We start from the raw sequence: 26434 nt of genomic DNA, 5'->3' as shown, positions 1-26434 counted from the left end.
CATATCACAGGTATCACAAAATAGCGTCGGTTCACATCATCCTCTAATACTGAAATCGAATCCGGTATGAAAAGGAAACACTCTCATCATCCGCTTCGCCGATGATGGAGAAATTTCGGTTCAGTCTGTATTCCAGTTCAATATTTCTGTTTGCGTTATCATTGCTCAAAGACTGTTCATAACTCAAATACAAATCCTTTCCGATTCGTCGTTCCAACAAAATGGTCAGACTATCCAGGTTGGGATTTTCAAAGAGGGATCCCTGTGATTTCAGATCCACTCGTTCAAATCCACCCCATTCACTGGCGGTACGTTCAAGTTCTTTCTCAAAAATCGTTTCCAGATAACTCTGGGCAGCCCCTGTGACAAACTGTCCGTTACTGACGGTCCCCGTCGTCAGCAATTGAATGATCTCAGCCTGTGAGGTAAACATATTTTTCTCATCCGTCAGTTGGATGGTCGGTTTATCCACATCTCCCGTCAGGGTAGCAATCACCCGGTTTGAGCCGTCCAGGACCGGTGTAACGGCCTGAAAATTCAGTGTGATGTTGTTGGCATAGGGATCAAAAGTGATTTCACCGGATTCAATATCAAAAATCGCGCTGTAGTAGTAAAACTTTCCTGAGCGGACAGACAGGTTACCTGCCAGAATCTGAGGCTCGTCAGCCCGTTTTTCCAGAACAATGTCCCCTTCCAGTTCAGCATCAATCAACTCATTCCGTAAAAAGACATTCCCATCCATGGGGATTTCCAGGATATATTCAAAAACTCGTTTTCGGGGTTGTCGGGATCTGTTCTGGACCGGTCGTTTAAAATCAAAATTCAGCACTCCTTCCCTGGCAGCGTAAATCCCCTCCGCTCTCAGGGTATCCCTGCCACGCAACGTAATATCCCCATCCCCGATCAAATCGATCCGGTCATTTAAACTCCGGACATAAATATTCTTTCCTGTCAGCCGCAAATCCATGACAGGATTCAGGATGTCCTGAATATTGATCCGGCCTGTCATGGCCACATTTCGGTTTTTGGCTACATCTCTGCCCAGATTAAACAGGCGTGTATCTTCTTTCTCCATATTCCCCTTGAGATCTACATCAATAAAATTATCCTTCACAAGAAAGGATCCCTGGACATTCCGGACCGGATTCAGGAGGTTTTTTAGGGTCAACATACTTTTTTCCAGGACAAGCCGGCCGTTTACAGCCGGTTTCAAGGGAGAGCCGCTGAGTTCAAGTTCTGTGATAAAGGTCCCCTGCGAACCTTCCACAATCCGGATCAGGGGTTCCAGATAAGACAAGGTTCCGTCCCTTCCCTCCAGGCGGATAGATACACTGTCCTGGGGATTGACCCGCCGGGAAACCGGATGAAGACTCAAATCCACAGGATAAAATCCACTCATGGAATAACTGCCGGTTTCACTGATCAGATCAACATTTTCAATGGATATTTTTTCATTTTTATATGACAAATTGGATAGTATCCTGTCAAAGGCAAATCCATTCAGACGAAAATCCTCCAGAGTTACATTCAACCGGATTTCCGGGGCCTGGTAGGATCCACTGGCTGTTATCACACCATTTGCCAGGCCATCCATCTCTTGTATGGCTTTGTGGAGGGAAGAAAAAATACCGGTGGAAAACTGGTTAACCTCAAATGTCAGGGAAAAGGGATCATTCTTTGGAAAAGTCAGCAACAGGTCGTTTTCATAGCCCACATACATGGGAAATTGCCCGAAGAGATTGATATAATCCCTGGGGTTTTGGGCAATACCAGCTTTTTTCAGTAGCAAGAGTGAATCCTGGTAGGTAAAATGCGCCGAAAGATCTTCAAAATGATACTGATCGTAGGTAAAATCCTTCACACGTCCTTCAAATTGGAGGATCGGATTCTCCGCCATTCCTGATAATTGAATCTGAAAATCCGTTATGCCACCGGCATCCACCGGGTAAGATCCCACTGTCAGAAGTTCGGATAAATCCAGGGATTCACCCTGAACATTGACACGGAATCGTTGCAAAGTGTCCCACGAGCCTTCTCCTTTGAGAAATCCATCGTTAAACTGTATCAACACCGGTGAAACATCCACCTGATTCTGCCTGAGATCAATATGAAAGGGTGATTGGAGGAAGAGATCGTTACCCTGGAGATTCGCCGCAAATTCCTGAATCAGCAACAAACTGTCCAAGGTGAGTTTCCCGACAAATTCCATACGGTTTTTATCTGTACTGAGCGAGAAGGAACTGATCAGGACGGTATCACTCTTAAATTCAAGGAAGGTACCTCCGTTATTGATGAAATAAGGAGGGATTTCCAGTCCGCTCAGGTCCATATAAAGGTTCCCGGAGGGATGGTTCATCATTTGGGCTACCGAAGCTGCCCCCCTGGCACGGGAAACCCGGTAATCGTTCATGGAGGCTTCATTGATGAGATAAATCGCAGATATATCAGGATTGGACAATTTCCCCTGAAGGCGTCCCTGTATCCTTGCATCTCCAAGCTCAAGGCGGTCAGTCGTATTCAGATCATGCCGGAAATCATCAGCCATCATATCAAAGCGGAGATCCAGAGTCGACATGGAATCTATGTGACCCCTGAGATCCAAAGCCAGCCCCGGAAGGCGTATCTTTGTTGTATCTGCAAAAACCAGGTTTTGATTCTGAAAAAGAACTTGTCCTTCAATGGCATCAATTGAAAATTCCTGTTTGTATTTTCCGGATAATTCATAATCAATCATGAGGGAATCGGGGAAACGTCCTGAAGCTGTCACATCGCCGGCAACAGCCATATTATTCAGGGGTGATTCTTCAGGAAAGCCGATCTGGTTAATATGGCCATCCAGGCTAAGAGATCCGTGATCAAAACTCAAATTCCGAATCACGGCATCAAGATATGAGTTCTCAAACGCCACATGACTCAGTTCTATTCTGTCATGAATAAGTCGAATATTTCCTTCGCATTGGCGAAGGATATCGTGAGCCAGGAGACCCTGAAGAGAAAAATTACCCTGCAGATAATCCCGGTTTCCGGAAAAATCCACAAGAATATCCACCACATCTTCGGGATACGCTTCAAAACGGGGGATCCATTGGGCGGGACGAAACTTTTGAAGGAGGATTTCCCCTTTGAAAGGAAGGGTTTGAACAGGCTGAAACTTTCCGGTCAGATTCATTTGCATTCCGTCAAACCAGGCCGTGAAATTTTGGACCTTCACGAGTCCCTCCAATGCGGTCACTGAAAATTTCAGACTGTCGACCGTCAGCTTTTCTTCCGGAATCATCCATGAGAGAGACCGGGCACTCAGCCGGGTTGACGGTCCCCGGGTATTGACGGCAAAAACACCTGATATATCCTGTATTTGAAGTGTTTTACCCTCCGGTTGCGCCCGGATCATCTGTCCATGCTCAATGGAAAGGGTGTTGATTTTCAGTGTGGGGAATTCATCCAGGACTTTGACCAGGGTTGTAACGATATTTTTTTCAGGTCGTTGGGTAAACCCCGGACCTGATTTCAGAACCGGATTGACCAGGATAAGGGTATCGATGGTACGGGTCATGGCCAGAAACACAATATTTTTATAAGAAACAGACACTCTGTCCGCATAAAAGGCAAAAGCCTGCTCATGATTCAGAATTTGGAGGGAATCAGCATAGACAGCCCGGTTAAAATTCCCTTCGACGGAGCCAATGAGAAATTCTGCATTCAGGTGCTGTTCCAGCTTCCGGGTCATATATCCAGAAAGTGGTTTGAACCAAAGCCTGGGATTGAAGAGAACCACCACAAAAAGTCCCAGTAAAAAAACCAGGATAAAAGGAATGACAGTTTTCGGAGGATAATGGTGGTGATGGTGGGTTTTGTTCTGTTTCATATCGTTTCTTCTTTATCTATGTAAGCTAAAGAAAATGGGAATCATAGTAAACAAAAAGGGCGGTTGAACCGCCCTTTTCACAGGATATTTGCTTGATTTCAGGGAACTTATTTCTGATCGTCAACTACTTCAAAATCCGCATCTTCCACTGGCTCTTCGGTGCTATCACCGCCGGTGCTTTGTTCACCTCCGGCCGGTCCGGCACCTGCAGCACCTTCAGCACCGGGAGCTCCTTCCTGCTGACGGGCATGCTGATAGAGTTTCTCGGATATTTTCATCATTTTCTGCGTTACGTCATCAATTTTGCTCTTCAGAAGGTCCGGATCACTGCTGTCTTTGACTTTTTCAAGTTCATTCAGTGCTTCCTCAACCGGTTTCTTCTCCTCATCTGTCAGTTTGTCACCCAGTTCATCAAACTGCTTCCGGGTCTGGTAAATGAGTGTATCTGCCTGGTTCCGAAGTTCAACCACTTTCTTCCATTTTTCATCTTCGGCAGCATGAGCGTCTGCTTCACGTTTCATTTTCTCGATTTCCTGTTCCGTGAGCCCGCTTGAGGCTTCAATCCGGATATTTTGTTCCTTACCAGTGGCTTTGTCTTTGGCTGAGACATTCAGAATACCATTGGCATCGATATCAAATGTCACTTCGATTTGTGGAATACCCCGGGGAGCCGGTGGGATTCCGTCCAGAATAAACCGTCCCAGAGTTTTATTATAGGCGGCTTGTGACCGTTCACCCTGGAGAACATGAATTTCCACGGAGGGCTGATTATCGGCGGCTGTACTGAAAATTTCAGATTTCTTCGTGGGGATGGTGGTGTTCCGTTCAATCAGTTTGGTAAAGACACCTCCCAGGGTTTCAATCCCCAGAGAGAGAGGCGTAACATCCAGAAGAAGGACATCTTTCACGTCGCCCTGAAGAACTCCCCCTTGAATCGCTGCACCAATAGCTACCACTTCATCGGGGTTCACAGTTTTGTTGGGCTCTTTGTTGAAAATGGATTTCACCATTTCCTGGACAGCCGGGATTCTGGTAGATCCACCTACAAGAATGACTTCATCAATATCACTGTTGGATAAACCGGCATCTTTCAGGGCATTCATGCAGGGTTCTTTTGTCCTCTGGACCAGCTCAGATGTAAGCTGATCGAACTTCGCGCGGCTTAATGATATATTCAGGTGTTTAGGGCCTGTATTATCCGCGGTAAGGTAAGGCAGATTAATTTCCGTCTGCATCGACGAAGAGAGCTCGATTTTAGCTTTTTCCGCCGCTTCTTTCAGTCTCTGCATTGCCATGGGATCTTTCGAAATGTTGATCCCTTCCTGTTTCTTGAATTCTGATACCAGATAATCGATGAGCTTCTGGTCAAAGTCATCACCACCCAGGTGAGTATCACCATTGGTAGATTTTACTTCAAAAACACCATCACCGATTTCCAGTATGGAAATATCGAAGGTTCCACCACCCAGGTCAAAAACCGCTACTTTCTCTTCCTTTTTCCGGTCCAGTCCATAAGCCAGTGCCGCAGCTGTCGGTTCATTGATAATCCGTTTCACTTCCAGTCCGGCAATTTTTCCGGCATCTTTCGTGGCCTGCCTCTGGGAATCATTAAAATAGGCAGGGACAGTAATGACGGCTTCCGATACCTTTTCACCCAGATACTCTTCCGCGATTTGTTTCATTTTCTGCAGAACCATGGCACTGATTTCCGGCGGTGAAAACACCTTGTCTTCCACCCGGACACGGACATCGTCGTTGGGACCTTTTTCTACTTTAAAAGGAACTTCATGAATTTCCGTCCCGACTTCCTGATAGCGGCGGCCCATGAAACGTTTTATGGAAAAAATGGTATGTGCCGGGTTTGTAATCGCCTGCCGCTTGGCTGAAGCACCCACCAGTCTTTCACCATTTTTCTTAAACGCAACCACTGAAGGAGTGGTCCGTCCGCCTTCCGCATTTACCAATACCTTCGGCTCGCCACCTTCCATGATTGCGACACATGAATTTGTGGTACCAAGGTCAATTCCAATAATTTTACCCATATCTATCTCCTGTTTTTTTGTTTTCACACGTTTCCATTCACATTACATAGCAACAATTCCCATGCCATCATATTAAATTGTCATTATGACTACAATATATGTCACTTTGTCATAAGCGTTAGCAAATAATTCGATAAAGGTCTTCAATATCCGACTGATTGACAGAAAGGGGGTTGTTTGCCATATTCCGGGCTTCCATTACTTCCCGGGCCATGTCCGGAATATCTTCCCGGGAGATGGAAAGGGATTCTGTCAGCTCAAAAGAAGCCAGCCAGTCGTCAAGTCTGTCGCCGAGTGACGATGCATCCGATCCAAAGACCTGATGCAACGCGTTTTTCACCGCCGGAAAATATAGCCGGTATATGGCAGAAAGAACCAGCCCGTTTGCCCGTCCATGGCTAACTCCATAGCGGACTGTCAGGGGATAACCGATGGCATGTTGGAGTGTTGTGCCGGTTTGGGCGATAACCATTCCTCCCCATAGAGAAGCCATCATCAACCGGGACCTGGCTTCCAGATTGTTTCCATCCTCCATGGCATATTCAAGCCATTGCATAATATCCAAAACACCCTGACGGATCAGGGGGTACAAAGTCATATTTCTTTTCGCGGAAAATACACCTTCCAACAGGTGGCTCAAGGCATCCAGACCTGTATCCCGTGTGACAATGGGTGGTACAGTCCGGGTGTAGGCAGGATCACAAAAAGAAACACGGGGAAACATGGAATCGTGCCCAAACCCCGCCTTTTTTCCATTTTCTTCATTGGTCAGTACACTGAAAGGCGTGGCCTCAGTACCGGTCCCGGATGTCAAGGGCACAGCCACCAGAGGTAAAGCACCCTGAATGCGCCGGACATCATACACATCACGGGCTTTCATTTTGTTAAAAACGGCCACGGCTACGGCTTTGGCTGCATCGACAGGACTCCCCCCGCCGATACCCACAATAAAATCACAGTTCTCTTCCATACACAGGTCTGCCGCATCCTGAACCGTTTTTACCAGGGGATTCTCTGTCACCTGATTGAAATGGACATAAGAAATACCAGAATTTTTCAAAACTGTCTGTATATCGTTGAGGGCTCCGCTGATGTCTGCAGAGTGGCGACCTGTGACAATCAGTGCCTTCCGCCCCAGTTGATTGAAGGGATATGTGCTTTCTTTCAAACAGTTACGGCCCCAAAACAGGCGGACCGGCATAAATGAACTCATCATCATGAAACCGCTTCTCCTTTTTTTTCAATCAGGTTTGCATCTTTCAAAAGGTATTGTCGTGAAGCAATGGCACCGATGGATTCATCGTGGGTCACCAAGAAGAAACACTGTTTTAAATCCCGGTTGATTTTTTGAAAAAGATTCAGCACGTGATTTCCTGTTTCCCGGTCCAGATTGCCTGTAGGTTCATCGGCAAGAATAATATCGGGCTGGGCAATCAGAGCCCGGCAAATGGCAGCCCGTTGTTTTTCACCACCGGATATTTCAGCGGGAAAATGATTCCGCCTTTCGGCAATTCCCAGATAATCCATGAGTTCAAGGGCCGATTTCAGAGCCCGGGTCCGGGATTCCCCGGCGATCATCAAGGGCATAGCCACATTTTCACAGATGGAAAATTCAGGGAGCAGATAGTGAAACTGAAACACAAAACCAATATGGTTTCGCCGGAAGTCTGCCAGTTCAGATTCCTTCAGATTCACGGTATCAGTCCCATGAATGAAAACATGGCCTGAATCCGGCGCATCCATGGTGCCGAGTATGTTTAAGAAAGTGGATTTCCCCGAACCGGACGCACCCATCAGAGAGACAAAATCTCCCGGATACAGAGTTAAGGATACATCATCCAGAATCAGAAGTGTATCCTGACCAGACCGGTATGTTTTCCGGATGCCATGAGCGTTTAATATCTTTTTTTCTGTCATAGCTACATCTTTACTTTAATTGAATCCAGCGGTTTTAATTTAACAGCTTGCCTGGCAGGTAAAAGTCCGGCTAGAGAGATTATGGCAATTAACACCAAAACGGTTAAAACCACATCCGGCAACATCACCCGTACAGGCAAATAGGTGATAAAATACACATCCTGAGGGAGTTTAACAAAGGGACGGACCTGTTGCCAGAGTAAAAGAGGCACCGATCCCAAAAGGCCAATCAACATGCCGATACCTCCGGTAATCCATGACAATATAAAATAGATCCGGAAAGCATCCCGGTCCCGGAGTCCCATACTTTTTAAGATGCCAATCTCCCACTTTTTTTCCAGCAGTAGCATAACCAGGGAACTGACCAGATTAAAACCTGCCAGAAGGATAATCAGATTCAGGACAAGAAATGTCCCCTTTTTTTCCATCTCCATGGCGGCAAACAACTCCCGGTGTTCTTCTTGCCAGGGGATGCAGGGAATATCATCCGGTAACAGAGCGGAAATCTTATCCCGGGCATCCGGATCCTCAGAGCGGACATAAATTTCGTGCCATCCCGGATCATCCAGAAAATATTGCATATCCAGCAGATGGATAAATCCCAGCATATCGTCATAGTTAAAGACATCCACATCAAAGGTATTTTTAACGATAGCTTTTAAAACCGGGGCGGAAAAACTTTCGATATCAATGGGACTGATAAGTGTCACCGTGTCTCCAACCGTCACACCCAGATCGTAGGCCAAACCGCTTCCCAGGATAATTTCGGGAAAATCGGTTTGCGTAATATCATCTGTCAAGAAATCCTGATAAGCCAGATAAGCACTCATTCCCATCATGGAATCGAAGGTAAGTGGCTGCACCCCTTTCAATTGAATCAGGCGCTGCTTGGTTCCGGAGGCGATGACTTTCCGTTCCATCACCGGCATGTAGGTGTCCTCCGGGAACTGATACACCAGATTCTCCAGAATATCTTTCTGCTCATCAGCCGTCAGACTCCGGACATGGATTTTCAGGTCCGGTTCCATATCCCGGGTCCTTTGGGTAATCACGTCCTTAAAACCATTCAAAACACTTAGGGACACAAGAATTGCCATGGTTCCGACCGCCACACCCACCAAAGTGATCAGAGAGGTGGCAGAAGCCATCCCCACTTTCCGGCGGGTTTTGAAATAGCGGAAAGCAATGAGAAAATCTGTTTTCAGTGACTCTTTACTCATAGCGCAAAATTTCCACCGGTTTTACGGCTGATGCCTTAGCCGCCGGGTAAAAAGACGAAATAAGAGCCAGTACAATGGCGGTACCCATGACAATCAGAGCAATAAGGGGGCTGATGGAAACCGGTACACGGTCGATAAAGTAGACATCAGATGAAATCGTAAACCACCCAAACGTCATCTGTCCCCATTCAATAAACAGGGACAAAAGGACTCCCAGCACTGACCCTGTCAGAGAGATGATCAGGCCATCCATCAGAAAGAGTTTTTTGATACGCCGGGATGCCATTCCCATAGATTTCAATACGGCAATCTCTTTTTCCTTCACCAGGACAATCATCACAAGCGTGGAAATAATATTCACTGCCGCCACCAGGGCAATCAGCCCAAATATAAGAATAATGGGGAGTTTTTGTGTTTCAAGCCATCTGAAAAGGGTATAGTGCCGGTCTTTCCAGCTTACGCTGTAATAAGGATAGGGCAGCTTATCCACAAGGGCGGCACTGACCTCATCTGTGAACTCCGTATCATCCAGCAGAATCTGGTAGCCTGAAATCCGGTCTGGTGCCATCAGAAACGATTGTCCCATATCCAATCCACCATAAGCCAATGACTTATCATATTCCGAAATCCCCGTGGAAAAAATGCCGGTGACCTGTACTGCTTGAATTCGTGCCGGATTGGTGGGTGAGGGCAATCCTTTGATAAGGAGCAGATCCACCGTATCGCCGGGGGACACGCCCAGGATATCTGCAACTCCTTTTCCCAAATAGATACTGTTTCCGGAAAAATCAACCCGGCCGGCCCATGGTTTTTTGGAAGGCATGAGAATCCGGCGGAAATCCTCTTCTTCCATGCATTCAAGTAAAATACCTTCAGACCGGTCTTTAAACCGGATAATCACTTCTTCATCCAGATAGGGAGCCATTGTATGTATATGGGGAAGACTCAAAAACTCCTGGGTAAGGGATGTATCTTTCTGAAAATGGGCATCGCGGAGATTGGATATCCGGAGATGAGCATCGAATCCCGTAATTTTTTCAATCATATTTTCTTCAAAGCCATTAAGGATTCCGGCTGTTATCATCAGGGCTGCTGTACCGATCACCATCCCGGTCACCGCCAAGGTGCGGATAAAGGGGATAAAGCGATTCCCCCGTGACCGGATCAGGCTTCGATACGCCAGAAAAAATTCAAACTTCAAATGGCTTATCCGTTTTCGTTTTAAGGATTCTCCGGCCGCATTGCCGGGAAGAGAATGACATCCTTGATGGAAATCTGGCCTGTCATGAGCATCACGAGCCTGTCCAGACCAATACCCACTCCACCGGTTGGCGGCATGCCTGTTTCAACGGCCTGGAGGAAATCCTCATCGACCACCTGGGCTTCCAGATCCCCCAGTTCCCGGAGTTTTGCCTGGCTTTCCAGCCGTTCCCGTTGATCGACCGGATCATTGAGCTCCGAAAAGGCATTGGCATATTCGAATCCGCCGATATAGAGCTCAAATCGCTCCACCAGCCGGGTATTTCCATCACGCTTTGTTTTAGCCAGAGGCGAAACAGCTTTGGGATAATCAATCACAAACGTAGGATTGATCAGGCGGGGTTCCACAAGTTCACTGAACAGTTCATCGATCAACTGCCCGTAATTCCAGGCCGGATCAACATCCATCCCCCGTTCCTTGCAAAGCTTTTTCAGTTCAGAAACGTCGTAGCCCCGGATATCCTCCCCCAGAGATTCATCAAAGAGATCAAACATGGCTTTCCGGGCAAAGGGACGACTGAAATCCAGGGTTTCCTTTCCATATTTCAGTGTCATCTGTCCTGATTTCTCTGCAATAGCCCGGATATAATCCTCTACCAAATCCATCATATATTCGTAATCCACATACGCTTCGTAAAATTCTATCGCCGTAAACTCCGGATTATGGGTCCGGTCCATCCCTTCATTCCGGAAATTTTTTGCGATTTCGTAGACCTTTTCAAATCCACCGATAATCAGGCGCTTCAGATAGAGTTCATCGGCGATTCTCAGGTAAAAATCCGTATCCAGGGCATTATGGTGGGTAACGAAAGGACGTGCACTTGCACCCCCATAGATAGGTTGCAGTACCGGCGTTTCCACTTCCAAATAGCCCCGTGCATCAAAAAACTCACGGGTCCACCGCATGATGTTCGCCCTTTGAATAAAAACCTCTCTCACGGCTGGATTGACAATAAGATCCAGATAACGTTTGCGATACCGGAGTTCCTTGTCACTGAAAGCATCGTGAAGCACCCCGTCTTTCTCTTTTACGATAGGCAAGGGACGGATATTTTTACTCAAGAGTGTCAGGCTGTCCCCTTTCACCGTGACTTCTCCGGTACGGGTTTTCATCACCAAACCCCTGACACCGATAAAATCTCCGATATCCAGCATTTTAAACACGGTATAGGATTCGTCTCCGATATCCCGCTGGGAGAGGTAGAGCTGAATTTTTCCCTTGCCATCCATAATATGGGCAAAACTGGCTTTCCCCATGACCCGGACAGACATAATCCGGCCTGCTACCGAGACCTGTTGATTTTCAAGGGATTCATACTGGTTGATAATATCGGTTGATTTATGGCTCACGTCGAAGGCATAGGGATAGGGATTTACACCCATCTCCCTCAGTTGACGGATTTTTTCCTTTCTCACATGTATAATATCCTGAAGAGTAGAATGTTTTTCCTGATGCTCGTCGCTCATGGATGCTGCTCCTGTCTAATCGTTGTGTTGGCTGTGGGAATAGGTAAGCCAGGCTTTGACAAACCCGTCCAGATCCCCGTCCATCACGGCCTGAATATTCCCCGTTTCGTATTTGGTCCGGTTATCTTTCACCAGAGTATAGGGTTGAAAAACATAGGACCGGATTTGGCTGCCCCAACCGATCTCCATTTTATCCTTTTCCAGATCGGCTTTCCTGCTTTCCTCTTCTTCCTTTTTTAGTTGATACAGACGGGATTTGAGGATTTTCATGGCCATATCTTTGTTTTTATGCTGGGACCGTTCATTCTGGCAGGTTGACACAATGCCTGTAGGAATATGGGTAATCCGGATGGCCGAATCGGTTTTATTTACATGCTGTCCACCTGCACCGCTGGCCCGGTAGGTGTCAATCCGTAAATCTTTGGGATTGATATCGATATCGATGTCGTCATCTGCTTCAGGGTAGACAAACACCGAGGCAAAACTGGTATGTCTCCGGGCATTGGAATCGAAGGGGGAAATCCTGACCAGCCGGTGGACTCCGGTTTCGGCAGAAAGATATCCATAGGCATAGGGTCCCTTGACTTCAATCACCGCCTCTTTGATACCGGCTTCATCCCCAGGCTGATAATTGAGAACCGTATATTCAAATCCCCGTTTTTCAAACCAGCGTGTATACATACGAAACAGCATATCTGCCCAGTCCTGGGACTCGGTCCCTCCCGCCCCGGGATGAATGACAAAAATGGCATTTTTTTTATCGTATTCACCGGATAAAAGTTTTTCTGTTTCCAGCGTGGTGATTTCATCTTCAAGCTTATCCAGAATCGCAGGAATTTCTTTTAACAGATCCGGATCTTCGTCTGACATCATAAAATGCAGGTCTGCATCTTCCCGGAGTTCCAGAATCGTATTCCAGCGCTTGATTTCATATTCCAGGTCAGAAATTTCTTTGGTAATTTTTTGTGCTCTCAGGTTATCCTGCCAGAAATCCGGATCCATTGTCTTATCCCTGAGCTCTTTGATCCGCTCATTTTTCCGTTCCAGATCAATATAACCGGCAACTTCCCCGATTTTTTCTTTCAGTGTGTCCAAACGTTCTGAAAGCTGCTCCCGGGATTCCATACTTTTTTTATACTCCTAAGTAAGGATGCTCAGACAAGCTGAGCATCACACAAACAATTCTTGTCACATTTCCAACTCAGCGTGGAAATTTAAGGAAAAGTGATCATTCTGTAAAGCGTTTCGAAACGATAGCCTCTGTATCCAGGGCAATGACCAGTTCTTCATTGGTGGGTATCACCGTTACTTTCACTGGAGCATCGGGCGGATTGATTTCACCCTGTTTTCCCCGGATCATGGATTCATTCAGTGAGTCATCTACATGGATTCCCATAAATTCCAGTCCCTCCAGTGCACCCTTCCGGGTGATGGGACCGTTTTCTCCGATTCCTCCGGTAAAAATGATACCGTCCACACCTCCCATGGCTCCGGCATAGGCGGCAATATACTTTTTCAGCCGGTAATTATAGACATTCATAGCAAGGATTGCCCGTTCATCGCCTTTTTCCATGGCTTCTTCAATATCACGCATATCACTTGACAGACCGGAGATTCCCAGCATGCCCCCATGCTTGTTCAACAGGTTGTTAAGATCACTGACATCCAGATCTTCTTTGGTGGCAATCTGTAAAATGACCCCCGGGTCTACATCACCGGAACGGGTTCCCATCACAAGTCCCTCAAGGGGAGTAAATCCCATGGATGTATCCACGGATTTTCCATATTGAACCGCTGCTACCGAAGCACCGTTTCCCAGGTGACAGGAAATGAGTTTGAGAGATGAAATATCTTTACCATACATTCGGGCAAATTCCTGGGACACGTAACGATGTGAGGTCCCGTGAAAACCGTAACGACGGATCCCATACCTTTTATAGAGCTCATACGGGATTCCGTAAATATAGGCATAATCAGGCATTGTGGAATGAAACGCCGTGTCGAACACACCTACCATGGGTGTTTTACCCAGATGAGCCCTGGCAGCCTGAACACCCTTGATATTGGGGGGATTGTGGAGAGGCGCCAGATCAATACATTCATTCAGGACATCCATCACTTCGTCAGTGATTAACACACTGGCTTTAAAATGCTCACCCCCGTGAACCAGCCGATGCCCGACGGCATCAATTTCATCCAGGGATTTAATGACCCCGTGTTTCTCACTGGTCAGGGCAGCCAGAATATATTCCAGTGCCTGGGAATGTTCAAAAATTTCCCCGAAGAGATTGATTTTATGACCATCTTCACGGCTTTGTTTTAAAGAACTGTTGCTCAGTCCGATCCGGTCCACCAGTCCTTTGGCAAGAGATATACCGGCCTTTGTATCGATCAGCTGGTATTTAATGGATGAACTGCCGGAATTAATTACAAGTACTTTCATACGAACTCTGCCTTTCAGAGTTTATTTTCTTTTACAATTTTACCAGATTCGTCATAGACATAAAAACCTTTGCCGGTTTTAAGTCCGTAATGACCTGCCCGCACCAGTTTCTTCAGAACGGGGCAGGGCCTGTATTTTAAGTCCCCCAGTTCATGAAAGAGGACATCCATACAAAAAAGAACTGAATCGAGTCCCATACTATCAGCCAGTTCCAGGGGCCCCTTACGTAGTTTATAGCCCAGTTTCATCGCCGTATCCACACCTGTAATGGTGGCAACACCTTCCATCACAACATGCATGGCTTCATTGATCATAGGCATGATGACCCGGGTGGTGACAAAGCCTGGATATTCATACACTTCCACCGCCGTTTTGCCTAACTGTTCCACAAAATCGTGAATTTTTTTGTACGTGGTATCCGACGTATGGAGTCCACGGACTACTTCAGTTAGGGGAATTTTAGGTACGGGATTGACAAAATGGAGTCCCACTACTTTATCCTGCCGTTTGGTGGCATTGGCAAGTTCGGTAATCGACAATGTGGATGTACTGGTGACAAAGATAACCTTGGGAGATACTTTTTCATCCAGTTTCTGAAAAATTTCCTGTTTCAGCTTCAGGTTTTCCGGGACAGCTTCGATGACAAGATCCACGGCAGATACGGCATCAAAATCACCGGTAAACTGGGTTCTGGAGGTGATGGCTTTCTTTTCCCCTTCTGTCATACGCCAACGGTTGATTTCATCCCGCATTTCGGCGTACATCAACTCCCGGGCTTTATGGGCTTCCTCCTCATTTTTTTCCACGGCAAGCACACTGATGCCTTTGGAGGCGATAGTCCAGGTGAGCCCCCGGCCAATCACACCCTGGCCGATAATTGCCACAGAATTTATCGAATTTTTGTCTGATGAGGACATCTGATCCAGCTTATCCTGACTAATCAGTTCATCCAGCTTTCCGTTATTTGTCACAATTCCTCCTTATCCGGCAGATCTTTTTAACAACGAAGCGATCCATGAAAGCAAGGGGCGGTTCTGCCTTTATCACTGTCTGCAAGTATCATTAACATATCATTCAGCCGTCGTGATTTCACGCCAGTGAATATAAAAATGAGAAACGGGAAAACCAACGACATTGAAATAGCATCCATCAATGCGTGAAACCAGGGGTACTGAAATATCCTGGATACCATAGGCCCCTGCCTTATCCAAGGGGGTATGGATATCAACATAGCGGATGATTTCTTCTTCTGTGAGAAGGCGAAAAGTCACATCCGTTGCTTCATAGCCGGTATATTCTCTTTCTTTTTGGGGATTAAAAATGGATAGTGCCGTGATGACGGTATGGGTTTTTCCATTAAGGATTTTCAACATGCGGATAGCTTCATCCCGGTTGACGGGCTTCCCCAGCAAAAGTCCCTTGTAAGTAACAACAGTATCAGCTGAAACGGTAATCTCCCCGGGAAAGCGGTGTGATACATCTTTCCCTTTGGCATGGGCTGCTGCCATGGCAAAGCGGACCGGATCTGTTTCTTCCAGGGATTCCTCCTGAAAACCGGAGGGAAAAACCCGGACGTCAAATCCCATCGTGATTAAAATTTCTCTTCTTCGGGGGGATGCAGAGGCAAGCACAATGGCAGGCGGTTTTTCAACACTCATGGTAGTATCACCAGTTTTCCCCGGGCAGAAGACTCACCGGCATCATGTTTCAAAGACAGGGTGTACATATAAATACCGGCGGCCGGCCACTCTCCAAATCGGTCTCTGCCATCCCATGGAATCCGGTTAAATCCCTTCTCAATAAATCCTCCATCCAGGGATTGTATCAGCGACCCGGACAAGGTAAAAATTTGAATCCCCACTTCTCCTGCCTGCATATTGTGAAAGGTGAACTGGGTGGACTCTCTGAAGGGATTGGGGAAATTCATGACATCGGTTAGAATACTTTCACCACTGGAGACAACCTGCAGATAAAATGTTTCACTGGAAAAATTATTAAAATTGTCAAAAGCAGATATCTCAACAGTCTGCTCACCTTCGCCGAACCACTCCCTAACGGGCAATGTGATGCTTCCCTCCTGCCAGGAATCCTTGTCATAAATAAACTGTGACGTCAGATTGGTTTCCAATCCATCCCGGCGCATGATAATCGCATGTCCCGTAGCACCGGTTATATTGATCCCGGAAAGATCTTTGATCCGGATAATCAAATCGGCCGTATCGCTGACCAGGATTGAGGATGAAGCAAAACTTTCCCCATGGGTCTGGAGGACAATTTCAGGTCCGGTGAAGTCGGAAGACACGGTATCAGAACTGCCGGCCAGGATCAGGCTGTCGACAAATGCGGCTCCTTCGAGACGATAATCCGGGGATGCGTAACGAAGTCGGATTTTGCCGTTATTTCCTTCGTACCGGATATCTTTTGGAATCATAAAACGGGTGTTGAACTCCCCGTTTTCGATACTGATAGCTCCTGTGAACAACCGTGATCCGGGAAGTGTGTAATACAATGTCCCGGTCCGGTAGGTTCCCCCGGACAAATACCGGTAATCCCGGGCAATCTGTTTATCCGAGTCTACAAGTTCTATCCAGCCCGTCAGCCCCTCCTGGTTAATTTTACTCTGTTCCTGATCAAAAACGGTTCCTTTCACGCTGACGAGGCTCAGGGCTTTCAGAGTATCCTGGTTTTCCACGTGGATTTCCCCGCCCATCCGGGGGATTGCCAGCATCAGGGCCGGATCACCGAAATACTGGAATTTGGACACATTCAAATTACTCCAGGCCTGAATTTTACCCTGAAGATATGCATTCCCCACGGTCACACAGCGGGTACTGCTTTGGGACTCCGGGAAGAGGGTGTTGTACATTTTCCGGGTAAAATCCACATTATCCAGGTTTATCACCCCCCGGGTACTGGCCACCACACCGATTGCTCCATTATCCGTCAGATTAACCATTTCTTCGGCCATGCTCTGGATACCGATGTAATCCGAGCGTCCCCAATCACAGGTGGCTGCCACAATAAAGGGGTACATGCCGTTTGTCTGCACCTGGTTCAAATCCCGGTCTTTTGTAAAAACATACTCCTGAGCCCAGACAAAAGGCGAACCGTGCCCGATATAATTCATAAGGAGTGTCCCCTGCTGAAAAGCCTCCAGAATGGCTTCCCGGGCGCCTACCCGTCCCATGGACCCTATGGTGGGATCGTACAACTCAGGGAATTCTGTCAGATAGATTTTGTGAAATTTCATGGCCTTAGGCAGAACAGGCAGGATCTTATACTCTGTATCCTTGATAAATTCCGGTTCATTCGGCCAGGGATTGGTCGGATCATCAGCAATCAGGGTCGCCCGCATTTGCCATTCCCCCGGTGTTTCCCGGGTTTCATAATCGATCAGTTTTTGGATGTAATTTTGGGCTTCCTCCAGAGAATTCACAGGGATTCTGCCGACGGCCATATCCGGACTTTCATCGGATACACTGCTCAGGTAGACAAAGGGGTCATCCGTATTCCGTGTATGAATGATAGATCCGGCGGATATGGCATACTGGGGCACGAATATTTTGGATTTCCCCGAAATATTTCTGTAATCGTAATCCCCATCCCCCAAAAGGACCAAATAAAAGGGAGACGGCTGGGGGGCTCTTTGAGTCATATCATAGAGGAGGTTCCGGATAGCATGGGGATCCTGATTCCCGCCGCTGTACCAGGCATAAATGTCTTCCATTGTATAAATACCGACAGAGAGGGGATGGGAATGATGGGATTCCCGGTACTCTTTCAGCCGCTCCGCCGCCGGTAAAAAGTCTTTGTGGGTAACAATCACCATGTCCGTTTGTTCAAAGGATTCAGGGAGTTGCGGACTCTTATCCGAGAGCTCCATAAAAAGGGGTACGTGAAAACGGGATTCGGAAAGCACCAGATAATCGGCTTCCAGGCCGGTGCGGCTGTGGATAATACTGAAAGAGGATTGATTTTGTATTTGATATCGGGGATTCAGGGGATCGGATACATCAAAAATATAGACCAGATTACCGGAAAACCCTGAGATGGGAAATGCCAGTGGCGTATCGGAAACCGGATGCCAGATACGTAAAAAATCATCAGATGCTTCCAAGCCCATGGGGTAGATGATGTCTATAAAATCCAGAAATGCCTTCGTATTATCGCCGTTACCTGTGTATTCAATCAGCAGGGTATTATTTTCCTGAAGGATATCCGTATGAATCTGAAAAACTTTGGATGCATCATTATAATCGTAAGCTGTGATCACCCCCCAAATCACCTCATTATTCAATGTAAATTCAAAATCATGACGGTGGGTTGAAAGTCCGGTCTTGGACGCCCCGGCAACACCGAAACGGATATAGGCGTTTTCATGGTATTCCGGAGCCGGATTGTTCAGAAAGATTTGTATTGTTCTCAGGGCTCCCGGACCGCTGAAGGATTCGCCATACCATTCGGTCCCTCCCTGAATCAGATTGGCTTCATCCTTTTCGTAATGCATCCGTCCCCAGGCATACGGAAGATTAACGGCATCTGCACCGGTATCATCCTGAATGGGAGACATCCTCAGAGGATCCGTGTCTGGTGTATCAGCAATAAAGAGCCAGTAATGGTTCACCGTTTCATAGGGATTTGTTTCAAAAGCAGCGTATTGGGGGCCATCTTCAGAACGGGAATACCACCCGGACACACTTTCTCCGAAAAAGAGAATTTTATCCTGACGCCGGAGGGGATCCTCCATATTTCCGGTGATGAGGACCGGGATTTTACGGATATAGGGACTATCAGGCAGGGCGAGGGAATAGGGTCGGCCTCGTGTCGCACTGACATACATGTGAATTCTGTTTTTATCCAGTTCTGATAGGACCAGGCCGTTATCTTCCAGGTATTGGCCACTGATCTCATAAATCCCTGTTTCCCGGACTCCCAGCCGGTACCAGGTTCCGGTTTCAGAACGTGAGAATGCTTTTTGAAGTTGCCGGTTTATTTGGGGAAGGGTTATTCGGACATCTTCCGGATTCATGACCCCATGGCGGAAAAAGGCTTCTTCCTCTGAACTTGGGGAACGGGTATGTCTTAGATCCGGGGACGGCTTCATCTCAAGGATCAGCCGTGCTTCTGTAATAAATTTACCAGAGATGGCAAAAGGATCCACAATCAGATCCGCCAGTGGAACTGTTCTGAAGATTCTTACCGGTGAGAACCTGACAAATTCATTGGTGTTATGTAGCCGGTTTGTTTTGAAAGGTACAGATTCCAAAACCTGGAAACGCACATTGGGAATATCCATCCCAGTCAAAGCCAGGGGAAGGCGGAGCACCCGGGTCAGGCAGACAGAGTCATCCCGGGTGGCATTGGACTCAGCAAAAGTAATCCGGGCTCTCTCCTGTCCTTCAATCCAAAGTGTATCCTCATGGGGATTGGAAAACCTCAGATGAAAAACCAGTTGATCTTCCCGGCTATTTTCACGGGTGATTCCATCGGGGAGCCCAGCCAGAAGGATAACAGGGAAACAGAGGAAGAAGATGTATTTCAGGTGAATTTTCATTTTCTTTGTGTTTTGGTATCATACTCCGGGGTGCTTATGAAGTTCCATCCCCAATCAATTCCAGGTCGTATTCCGACACTTCAATACACAAGGTATGCTGAATATGATCAATATTCACATACATGCGCGATTTATTCTTGATATCTTTCACAATACCTTTCATTCCGATAAAAGGTCCGGATAACACCCGGACTTTATGGCCGGTTTTAATAACTTTATTCACCACTTCAAAGGTTTCCGGGCGTTCAAGCATCCGGTGGATAAAATCAATCTGAAAATCAGGAATATGGGCCATTTCTCCCTGAAAAGTGATAAAACCCTGGACACCCGGTACTTCCAGGACATAGTATTTCAAACGCCGGTCCATATGAATAAAAAGGTATCCGGAAAAGAGGGGCACTTCGAGGATTTTATAGCGATCCGACCAGCGGCGTCTGCGTTTAATCATGGGCAGGTAGACCTCATAGCCCCTTTTCAGCAGTTCATTGCAAATTGTCCGCTCGTGTCTGGCCCTGACATGCACAGGGAACCAGAGCTGTTCTTCATTTTCCAGTTTGATCATCTTTCATCAGCTTATTCAGTTTCAACAGTTCGGGGAAGTATTCATTTACTTTCGAGATCACATCCTCATCCATAGTAATTTTATCCGGCCAGCGCCGTGTGAATCCTTCTTCCGGCATTTTACGGGTTCCATCCATTCCCATTTTACTGCCGAAACCCGGCCGGGTGGCTGCATGATCCAGATCATCCACCGGTCCCCGGGTAAAAAGAATGTCCCGCCGGGGGTCAATATGGTTCAAGGCTGTCCACCAGGCTTCAGAAGGATTCTGTACATTCACATCATCATCCAGAACCACAATAACTTTGGCCAGCATCATGAGTCCCAGTCCCCACAAGCCCTGCATCACTTTGTAGGCATGGCCGGGATACTGTTTTTTGATGGAGACAAATACCAGATTGTGAAATACCCCTTCAGGAGGCATGTGGTAATCCCGGATTTCAGGCATTATCATCTGGGCCAGTGGCAGAAAAATCCGTTCGGTGGCATATCCCAGCCAGTAATCCTCCATAGGGGGAACGCCCACAATCGTGGATGGATAAACGGCTTCCTTCCGGTGAGTGATTGCCGTGATATGAAACACCGGGTAATCATCCTCCAGGGAATAAAATCCCGTATGATCCCCAAAGGGGCCTTCCTTGCGGTACGCTTCCCGGGGATCTACATATCCTTCGAGGATAAAATCGGCATCTGCAGGTACCATCAGATCTGTTGTGATACTCTTCACGAGACGGACCGGATTTTTTTGCAGAAATCCGGCAAAGAGGTACTCATCCATATTTTCCGGCAAGGGAGCTGTAGAGGCATAGGTAAGAACCGGCGGACCTCCCAGGGCCACGCAGACCGGCATTTTTTTACCCATTTTCCGGTATTTTTGAAAATGGGATGCTCCGTGTTTATGTTGTTGCCAGTGCATGCCTGTGGTCGTAGCATCAAATTTCTGCATGCGGTACATTCCGACATTCCGTATACCCGTTTCCGGATCTTCCGTAATCACCTGGGGAAGCGTAAAATAAGGTCCTCCATCCAGGGGCCAGCAGGTGATCACCGGTAGGGTATCAAGGCTGACCTCCTTTCCCGTAAGAACCACTTCCTGAACCGGAGCATGTTTCACCTGCTTCGGAGGGAATTTAGCGGCTTCCAGTAACTGGGAAAAAAGGGATAGTTTATCTGAAAACCCCTGGGGCGCTTTTTGCCGGATGATATTGCGGATGCGTTCACCGATATCATCCGGATGTGAAACACCCAGGGCCAGGGAGATTCTTCCGGGAGATGCAAAAAGGTTTTGGGCAACAGGAAAATTCGCTCCTTTTACATGCTTAAAAAGGAGTGCAGGACCGTCTTCTTTTACAAAGCGATGGGATATTTCACTGATCTCCAGGTAAGGGTCCACTTCCCGATCAATTTCCAACAAATCACCCTGTTGCTTCAATGCATCAATAAACGCTTTCATAGATGAAAAAAGCATGTGAACCTCCGGTTTACGGAGAAATTAAAAAATTATTTCAAGGGGAAAAAGAAAAGGTGTCGGCGACACCTTTTCTATATTTTTTAAACGTATCGAACTTATTCGGCAACTTCTTTATCTTTCCGGGATGTCATCAAGATGGTCACCACCATAATAATCAAGAGTACAAACGTGGCATACCCATATTCTCTGCCGGAGAATTGAATCAGGTCTTTCAAACGGCCGATGAGGAGTGAGATACGGCCCATGACGGCAAATCCGAAGGATGCGCCAAATGTAATCATCAAAAAGTAGATTCCAACCCGGCTGATCTTTCCAAAAACGCCGGTATGTTCCACGGAGAAGAAAAAGTAGAAAAGTCCTGAAACTACCCCGACAATAAGTACAATATTATTGATACTATCCCCGAGATTTCCGGTCCAAACGGGGAGGATAGTTCCCTGAATCTGGGACAGAACGTCCGAGCTCAGGTATCCGTAGAGTCTGAGTCCGGCAGCCATCCCTACCACATAGGCCAAGGACCAGCGACTGATCCACCCGATACTGGGAAAAAGTCGCATAAGCATAAAGATACCGAGAATAAGGGCGATCAGGTACATAAAGCTTTGTTCCTGATTGCCAGGGATCCCGTTTTCAGGGAATACGGTATCGCTGATCCAGTTTAATCCCTTGTAGAGTTTGTACCAGAACACATTGAAACCAGTAAGGGTTTCAGGATCCGCATGGGGCCAGAGGCGGCCGAAAAGGTTGGGACGGACCTGATTCCAAAAGGCGATGGTAGCCCAGTGGGCAGCGGAAACACCCACGTAAACATGTTCCGCCAATTTATAAAAGGGGTTGTCTTTATAAAGGTAGCTGAAGATAGCCAATGTTAAAAAGACAGCAACCCAGGCGCCAAAAACATCTGTATACATCGGTGCCTCCTAATACTTCTTTTGGGTTTTACGTTTTGCGTAATAAGCAATGTTGCCCAGAATAATAAAGAGGACAATCACCAGGTGAGCAATAGACTGGGCATCCATTGATTTTGCTGCTTCACCGCGGGTATTCCACAGGCCGTACTCTACCATCAGAGCTTCATATTCAGCGGCCCCGGGCATACCTGCGATCACTCCCTTCATTTGCCCTGATTTTACATAAGGCAACAACTGATTGACCTGGATAGAGGCGTTACCGCTGCTGACAGGGATCTGCAGGGGATCGGAGGCATACAGAACCCATTCAATCGCTCCCGGATATCCGGCGGAGAGGCTGAAAATAAAATCCACATCCGCCACAGTCCGGATATCATTCATCAAAGGAATTAGAGAGATATCCGTCTGTTTGGAATCCACGGTAAAATTGGCGGCAAAGCTTTTGGTAATTCCCTTGATCACCGCTTCATTTCCGGGACGGTATCCCAGGTTTACATAGTCCACCCCATACACCAGGTCATGAAAGCGTTCATCATTCAACACCTCATCCAGGGCTTCGCGAGCCATAAAGAGGCCGTCGGGCCAAAGGCACATCACCACCACTTTATATCCCCGGGCAAAGAAGTGCCGTAACACACTCACGGCCATGGGATGGATCTCCGGTTTGGTAGATGGTCCGTATTCAAAAGAAATAAGAACCGTTGCATCATCAGGCAGATTATGGATTGCTTCAAATGCGTCCCGTGTCAGTCCGGTCGGTTCGACGGGAAGGTTCAGGGGAACCAGAAGGGGGAACAGCACAACCAGTCCGATAATGAGAAAGATGATACGACGGTCCAGTCTGTCCAGATTTTGCAGAAATGTATTGAATTTGCTACTCATATTACTTCTCCCCCATAAATGATTTTTCGATTCCCAGAATCACCCGGAGGGATGTCCCCACAATTCCGAGTCCGATGCCGATCATAATCGCCCGGGCACCGGCAGCATTGGGGTACTGATAAATCCACTCCTGGAGCCTGGGCAGATGCAGCCACTGAAGCCAGGACGGCAGCCATCCGGTAAGATACGCACCCAGGGGAACCCGGCCGATCATAATAATGATACCAGCCGCCAGGAGAATGGTGGCCTCAAGGTTTCTGATCTTGAATGCCCTGTACGAAGCTGAAGCCACAAAAAAGGCCAGAAGGGCAAACATGGTGGATGTAAGAGGTGTGAAGATGGAATAAAAAATCCAGCTGTAAAAAGTCCCCCTTTCCTGAAGGTGACTTCCCCAGGGCAATTGTTTGATTTCCACAACTGCCCCTTTGCTGGAAAGTTCATTATAGAGTTTCAATACACCACCGTGGGTGTAAAAATTCCGGTTAATGGGTTTCCCCTCTCCGATTTTGGTAAAAGCTCTTTCCACTGCATCAACTTCAGTATGAGTAATTTCGCTGACTCTTTGATTGAAATAAGGTGCATTGGGACCCACATCCTTCACCTCCAGGTAATATCCCCCTTTAAAGAAAAACCCGAAGGTAAGGGTGAGGAAAAAACCCAGGACAGCAGCAAGACTGTAGAACCAGCCTTTTTGCCGGCGGATCACTTTTCTGCCCTGTAATTTTAAAAGATTCAGGGCTCCCAGGATCATGGCAAAACTGGCAATGATATCAAACCACTGGGTCGCATGAATCTCCAGATTGGCAAAGGGTTCATGAGGAATAAACCATGAAAGCAGCATGATCACACCGACAATAAACACAATAGCCAATGGAACTTGTCGTTTTAGAAACATCGTTTACTCCTTTAGAGATTGAAAATATCTTTAAAAAAGGTGAATCCCAGGGACTCAAAAATCACCCCCAGGAGGATTGTTATCATAATTGCCCCTTTAATAATATCCTGGCCTTTGATGGATCCCAGCAATTTGGGATCTTTACCCAGGTAGGCGCTGGCGGCAAAAAATTCCTCACCGATCAGGGTATAATCACAGGCTGTCACAAAGAAAGGAATCTGGGAAGGTGAACCGGTCCCGGCGATCTGGATGGCACCGATGGAGTTCCCGGTTTCAGCAAGAATCAGGGATTCGGCATAAAATTTCCCCTGAAGGAAAACGGCGGCAGGTTTTTCCCGAAGCATAATCCCATCCACAGCAGCGGCAAAGGCAAACTGATCATCGGTATAGTAGTGAACCATATCGGGATTAAACAGATCGGGGCGTCCTTCACTCAGGTAGGATTCATTCACAATCTCCCGGGAGGCTTCCATCACCAGTGACCGGGAGACGGGAACATTCAGGCTGGCTTCGTACCGGGCAGTCATCTTGGCTACATGACCTAAAATGATCACACCGGAAATAGTTTCTACCTGGTCCAGATCCATAATGCCCGGGACATACAGGACCGATTTGCCCATTTCCGTTGCCCGGCCTACAGCTTCCTCAAAGGCTTCCAAGCCGGCAATGGGCCGCAGATAAATCTCTTTCATCTGGCGGGCTTTCCGGATATAATACAAAATGATCCCGGAAAAGAGGATCATTGCAATGAAACGAACAATGCGCTTGGTATTGAACCACATCGCCTTGGTGATGACTGGTTCGGTTACCGCTTCTTCCAATACATTCAGATCCTTGTCCAGGGCTGTAACCTTAAAACGGGTTGGAACATCATTGTTGATATCAAACAACATTTCATCACCCAAATGGGTATAACTGATGATGAAGTTCCACTCTTTTTCTTCTTCGGATTTTTGAAAAATATCATATCTGAAAGCCTGGTCCACCGGATTCGCCTGGAGTACCACAATCCGTCCTTCCGGCTCTCCTTCTTTGGGGATGGCAACAGGGTCCAGAGCTCCCTGGAGGGGGACTGCTGCTCCCATCACCAGACCCAGGATCAGGAAAAATCCATTTCGTTTCATAGATCCTCCACTCTTCACACGTCGTTTGCCGACAGTTTATCTATTCTTTGCGTTTTGCTCTTTTAAAAAAGCGACGCTTTCGTTCTTTCTTTTCAGGTTCCGGTTCGTGTTCACTTTCCAACGCTTCAATGCGTTCCATAAGCTCTTCCACATTTTCCCTTTCTTCCATGAATTCTGCGATACCATAGATATCAGACCGGGGAAAAAGAGATTCCAGAACCGGCCCCAAAAACACCACTGCCTGAGAACCGATAAAGTTCATGGGTTTAAAGGTCTGCATGAAAAAGACGGCCGGTACAGACATTCTCCGGCGGACAATGGCCTGGGCAATTTTATCTGTCATGGCCTTTTTCTTATCTTTTTCTTCAGTCATTTGCTTAATCATTTTTTTCTATTTTCCGGGCCACAATCGCTTCCACCTCATCCCCCTTCTGACCGGTTCTGAGGAGCCAGGCCCGGTAATTATCAAGGCGGGATGGCTTTTTCATGGTATATAATTTAATGGCATTTCCGCTCCGCTCCCAGCGTCGGAAGTCTTTCCAGTCCCGCTCTTTTGTCATCCACCCGGTACGAATAATAATTCCCCTTTCTGTTAATGTATATGAAACGGGAACGAAATAGGGTAACACATAACTTCCCAGTACAAGAAGGGACAAAAAGAGGAAGATAAGGTTTTCACCGGCAACCCCGGCAAAAAAGGAAACGGCCAGGATGAAGATGAGGACGGCAACGCCTTTGCCGGGATTCTGTTTCACCATGTGAATCTTCCAGGTCATGAGGGTGTCATCATTCATTGCTTATCATTTATCCGGAATCGTTTACCG

Annotated in this window: 20 protein-coding genes; all 20 read right to left on the bottom strand. The window is 47.1% G+C overall.

The features are described from left to right. Window positions 1-43 precede the first annotated feature (43 nt). Entirely contained in the window at window positions 44-3865 is a 3822-nt protein-coding gene (locus tag strainIA91_RS02960) for a translocation/assembly module TamB domain-containing protein (protein ID WP_400167616.1), read from the bottom strand. 107 nt (window positions 3866-3972) lie between these two features. Then, complete coding sequence (gene dnaK / locus strainIA91_RS02955; RefSeq protein ID WP_400167615.1) at window positions 3973-5907, bottom strand: molecular chaperone DnaK; 1935 nt, start codon at window positions 5905-5907, stop codon at window positions 3973-3975. 118 nt (window positions 5908-6025) lie between these two features. After that, entirely contained in the window at window positions 6026-7126 is a 1101-nt protein-coding gene (locus strainIA91_RS02950; protein ID WP_400167614.1) for an iron-containing alcohol dehydrogenase, read from the bottom strand. Further along, a complete protein-coding gene (locus strainIA91_RS02945; protein ID WP_400167613.1) occupies window positions 7123-7824 on the bottom strand; it encodes an ABC transporter ATP-binding protein in 702 nt (233 codons plus the stop codon). The genes strainIA91_RS02950 and strainIA91_RS02945 overlap by 4 nt, the downstream gene beginning before the upstream one ends. Window positions 7825-7826: 2 nt before the next feature. Next, a complete protein-coding gene (locus tag strainIA91_RS02940) occupies window positions 7827-9044 on the bottom strand; it encodes an ABC transporter permease (protein WP_400167612.1) in 1218 nt (405 codons plus the stop codon). Beyond that, the gene (locus tag strainIA91_RS02935; protein ID WP_400167611.1) at window positions 9037-10245 is read right to left on the bottom strand and encodes an FtsX-like permease family protein; all 1209 of its coding nucleotides are present in this window, start codon (window positions 10243-10245) and stop codon (window positions 9037-9039) included. Before strainIA91_RS02935 ends, strainIA91_RS02940 begins: the two co-directional genes overlap by 8 nt. Before the next feature lie 20 nt (window positions 10246-10265). Next, entirely contained in the window at window positions 10266-11771 is a 1506-nt protein-coding gene (gene lysS, locus strainIA91_RS02930; RefSeq protein ID WP_400167610.1) for a lysine--tRNA ligase, read from the bottom strand. A 15-nt stretch (window positions 11772-11786) separates the two neighbouring features. Beyond that, window positions 11787-12896 (bottom strand): peptide chain release factor 2, encoded by a 1110-nt coding sequence (gene prfB / locus strainIA91_RS02925; RefSeq protein WP_400167609.1) that lies wholly within the window; start codon window positions 12894-12896, stop codon window positions 11787-11789. A 103-nt stretch (window positions 12897-12999) separates the two neighbouring features. Then, window positions 13000-14214 carry an acetate kinase gene (locus tag strainIA91_RS02920; protein WP_400167608.1) on the bottom strand — a complete coding sequence of 405 codons (1215 nt, stop codon included), beginning with the start codon at window positions 14212-14214 and terminating at the stop codon, window positions 13000-13002. Window positions 14215-14228: 14 nt separating this feature from the next. Then, window positions 14229-15185 (bottom strand): 3-hydroxyacyl-CoA dehydrogenase family protein, encoded by a 957-nt coding sequence (locus tag strainIA91_RS02915; RefSeq protein WP_400167607.1) that lies wholly within the window; start codon window positions 15183-15185, stop codon window positions 14229-14231. A gap of 99 nt (window positions 15186-15284) precedes the next feature. After that, a complete protein-coding gene (locus strainIA91_RS02910) occupies window positions 15285-15872 on the bottom strand; it encodes a Maf family protein (protein WP_400167606.1) in 588 nt (195 codons plus the stop codon). After that, a complete protein-coding gene (porU, locus tag strainIA91_RS02905; protein WP_400167605.1) occupies window positions 15869-19768 on the bottom strand; it encodes a type IX secretion system sortase PorU in 3900 nt (1299 codons plus the stop codon). Before porU ends, strainIA91_RS02910 begins: the two co-directional genes overlap by 4 nt. A gap of 34 nt (window positions 19769-19802) precedes the next feature. Beyond that, a complete protein-coding gene (locus strainIA91_RS02900; protein ID WP_400167604.1) occupies window positions 19803-20330 on the bottom strand; it encodes a UpxY family transcription antiterminator in 528 nt (175 codons plus the stop codon). Next, window positions 20311-21795, bottom strand: a complete 1485-nt coding sequence (locus strainIA91_RS02895; protein WP_400167603.1) for a menaquinone biosynthesis decarboxylase — start codon at window positions 21793-21795, stop codon at window positions 20311-20313. The genes strainIA91_RS02900 and strainIA91_RS02895 overlap by 20 nt, the downstream gene beginning before the upstream one ends. Window positions 21796-21893: 98 nt before the next feature. Then, complete coding sequence (locus strainIA91_RS02890) at window positions 21894-22709, bottom strand: hypothetical protein (protein ID WP_400167602.1); 816 nt, start codon at window positions 22707-22709, stop codon at window positions 21894-21896. 9 nt (window positions 22710-22718) lie between these two features. Then, window positions 22719-23591, bottom strand: a complete 873-nt coding sequence (locus strainIA91_RS02885) for a hypothetical protein (RefSeq protein WP_400167601.1) — start codon at window positions 23589-23591, stop codon at window positions 22719-22721. A gap of 1 nt (window position 23592) precedes the next feature. Continuing rightward, the gene (locus strainIA91_RS02880; protein WP_400167600.1) at window positions 23593-24486 is read right to left on the bottom strand and encodes a hypothetical protein; all 894 of its coding nucleotides are present in this window, start codon (window positions 24484-24486) and stop codon (window positions 23593-23595) included. 11 nt (window positions 24487-24497) lie between these two features. Beyond that, window positions 24498-25610, bottom strand: a complete 1113-nt coding sequence (locus tag strainIA91_RS02875) for a DUF6754 domain-containing protein (RefSeq protein WP_400167599.1) — start codon at window positions 25608-25610, stop codon at window positions 24498-24500. Window positions 25611-25650: 40 nt separating this feature from the next. Beyond that, a complete protein-coding gene (locus tag strainIA91_RS02870) occupies window positions 25651-25983 on the bottom strand; it encodes a hypothetical protein (protein ID WP_400167598.1) in 333 nt (110 codons plus the stop codon). 4 nt (window positions 25984-25987) lie between these two features. Beyond that, window positions 25988-26404 carry a hypothetical protein gene (locus strainIA91_RS02865; RefSeq protein ID WP_400167597.1) on the bottom strand — a complete coding sequence of 139 codons (417 nt, stop codon included), beginning with the start codon at window positions 26402-26404 and terminating at the stop codon, window positions 25988-25990. Window positions 26405-26434: the final 30 nt, after the last annotated feature.

This window comes from Candidatus Neomarinimicrobiota bacterium (assembly GCA_041154365.1).
Lineage (GTDB): Bacteria > Fidelibacterota > Fidelibacteria > Fidelibacterales > Fidelibacteraceae > Fidelibacter > Fidelibacter multiformis.
The sequence above is the reverse complement of the archived record's forward strand: the minus strand, read 5'-3'. Positions and strand labels throughout refer to the sequence as shown.

What these genes read in the sequence shown, in the direction of transcription:
- strainIA91_RS02900 (WP_400167604.1), bottom strand. Translation starts at nt 20,330, where the DNA reads ATGATCAAACTGGAAAATGAAGAACAGCTCTGGTTCCCTGTGCATGTC.
- porU (WP_400167605.1), bottom strand. Translation starts at nt 19,768, where the DNA reads ATGAAAATTCACCTGAAATACATCTTCTTCCTCTGTTTCCCTGTTATC.
- prfB (WP_400167609.1), bottom strand. Translation starts at nt 12,896, where the DNA reads ATGGAATCCCGGGAGCAGCTTTCAGAACGTTTGGACACACTGAAAGAA.
- strainIA91_RS02870 (WP_400167598.1), bottom strand. Translation starts at nt 25,983, where the DNA reads ATGACTGAAGAAAAAGATAAGAAAAAGGCCATGACAGATAAAATTGCC.
- strainIA91_RS02920 (WP_400167608.1), bottom strand. Translation starts at nt 14,214, where the DNA reads ATGAAAGTACTTGTAATTAATTCCGGCAGTTCATCCATTAAATACCAG.
- dnaK (WP_400167615.1), bottom strand. Translation starts at nt 5,907, where the DNA reads ATGGGTAAAATTATTGGAATTGACCTTGGTACCACAAATTCATGTGTC.
- strainIA91_RS02865 (WP_400167597.1), bottom strand. Translation starts at nt 26,404, where the DNA reads ATGAATGATGACACCCTCATGACCTGGAAGATTCACATGGTGAAACAG.
- strainIA91_RS02885 (WP_400167601.1), bottom strand. Translation starts at nt 23,591, where the DNA reads ATGAGTAGCAAATTCAATACATTTCTGCAAAATCTGGACAGACTGGAC.
- strainIA91_RS02950 (WP_400167614.1), bottom strand. Translation starts at nt 7,126, where the DNA reads ATGATGATGAGTTCATTTATGCCGGTCCGCCTGTTTTGGGGCCGTAAC.
- strainIA91_RS02910 (WP_400167606.1), bottom strand. Translation starts at nt 15,872, where the DNA reads ATGAGTGTTGAAAAACCGCCTGCCATTGTGCTTGCCTCTGCATCCCCC.
- strainIA91_RS02940 (WP_400167612.1), bottom strand. Translation starts at nt 9,044, where the DNA reads ATGAGTAAAGAGTCACTGAAAACAGATTTTCTCATTGCTTTCCGCTAT.
- strainIA91_RS02875 (WP_400167599.1), bottom strand. Translation starts at nt 25,610, where the DNA reads ATGAAACGAAATGGATTTTTCCTGATCCTGGGTCTGGTGATGGGAGCA.
- strainIA91_RS02945 (WP_400167613.1), bottom strand. Translation starts at nt 7,824, where the DNA reads ATGACAGAAAAAAAGATATTAAACGCTCATGGCATCCGGAAAACATAC.
- strainIA91_RS02890 (WP_400167602.1), bottom strand. Translation starts at nt 22,709, where the DNA reads ATGTATACAGATGTTTTTGGCGCCTGGGTTGCTGTCTTTTTAACATTG.
- strainIA91_RS02880 (WP_400167600.1), bottom strand. Translation starts at nt 24,486, where the DNA reads ATGTTTCTAAAACGACAAGTTCCATTGGCTATTGTGTTTATTGTCGGT.
- lysS (WP_400167610.1), bottom strand. Translation starts at nt 11,771, where the DNA reads ATGAGCGACGAGCATCAGGAAAAACATTCTACTCTTCAGGATATTATA.
- strainIA91_RS02960 (WP_400167616.1), bottom strand. Translation starts at nt 3,865, where the DNA reads ATGAAACAGAACAAAACCCACCATCACCACCATTATCCTCCGAAAACT.
- strainIA91_RS02895 (WP_400167603.1), bottom strand. Translation starts at nt 21,795, where the DNA reads ATGCTTTTTTCATCTATGAAAGCGTTTATTGATGCATTGAAGCAACAG.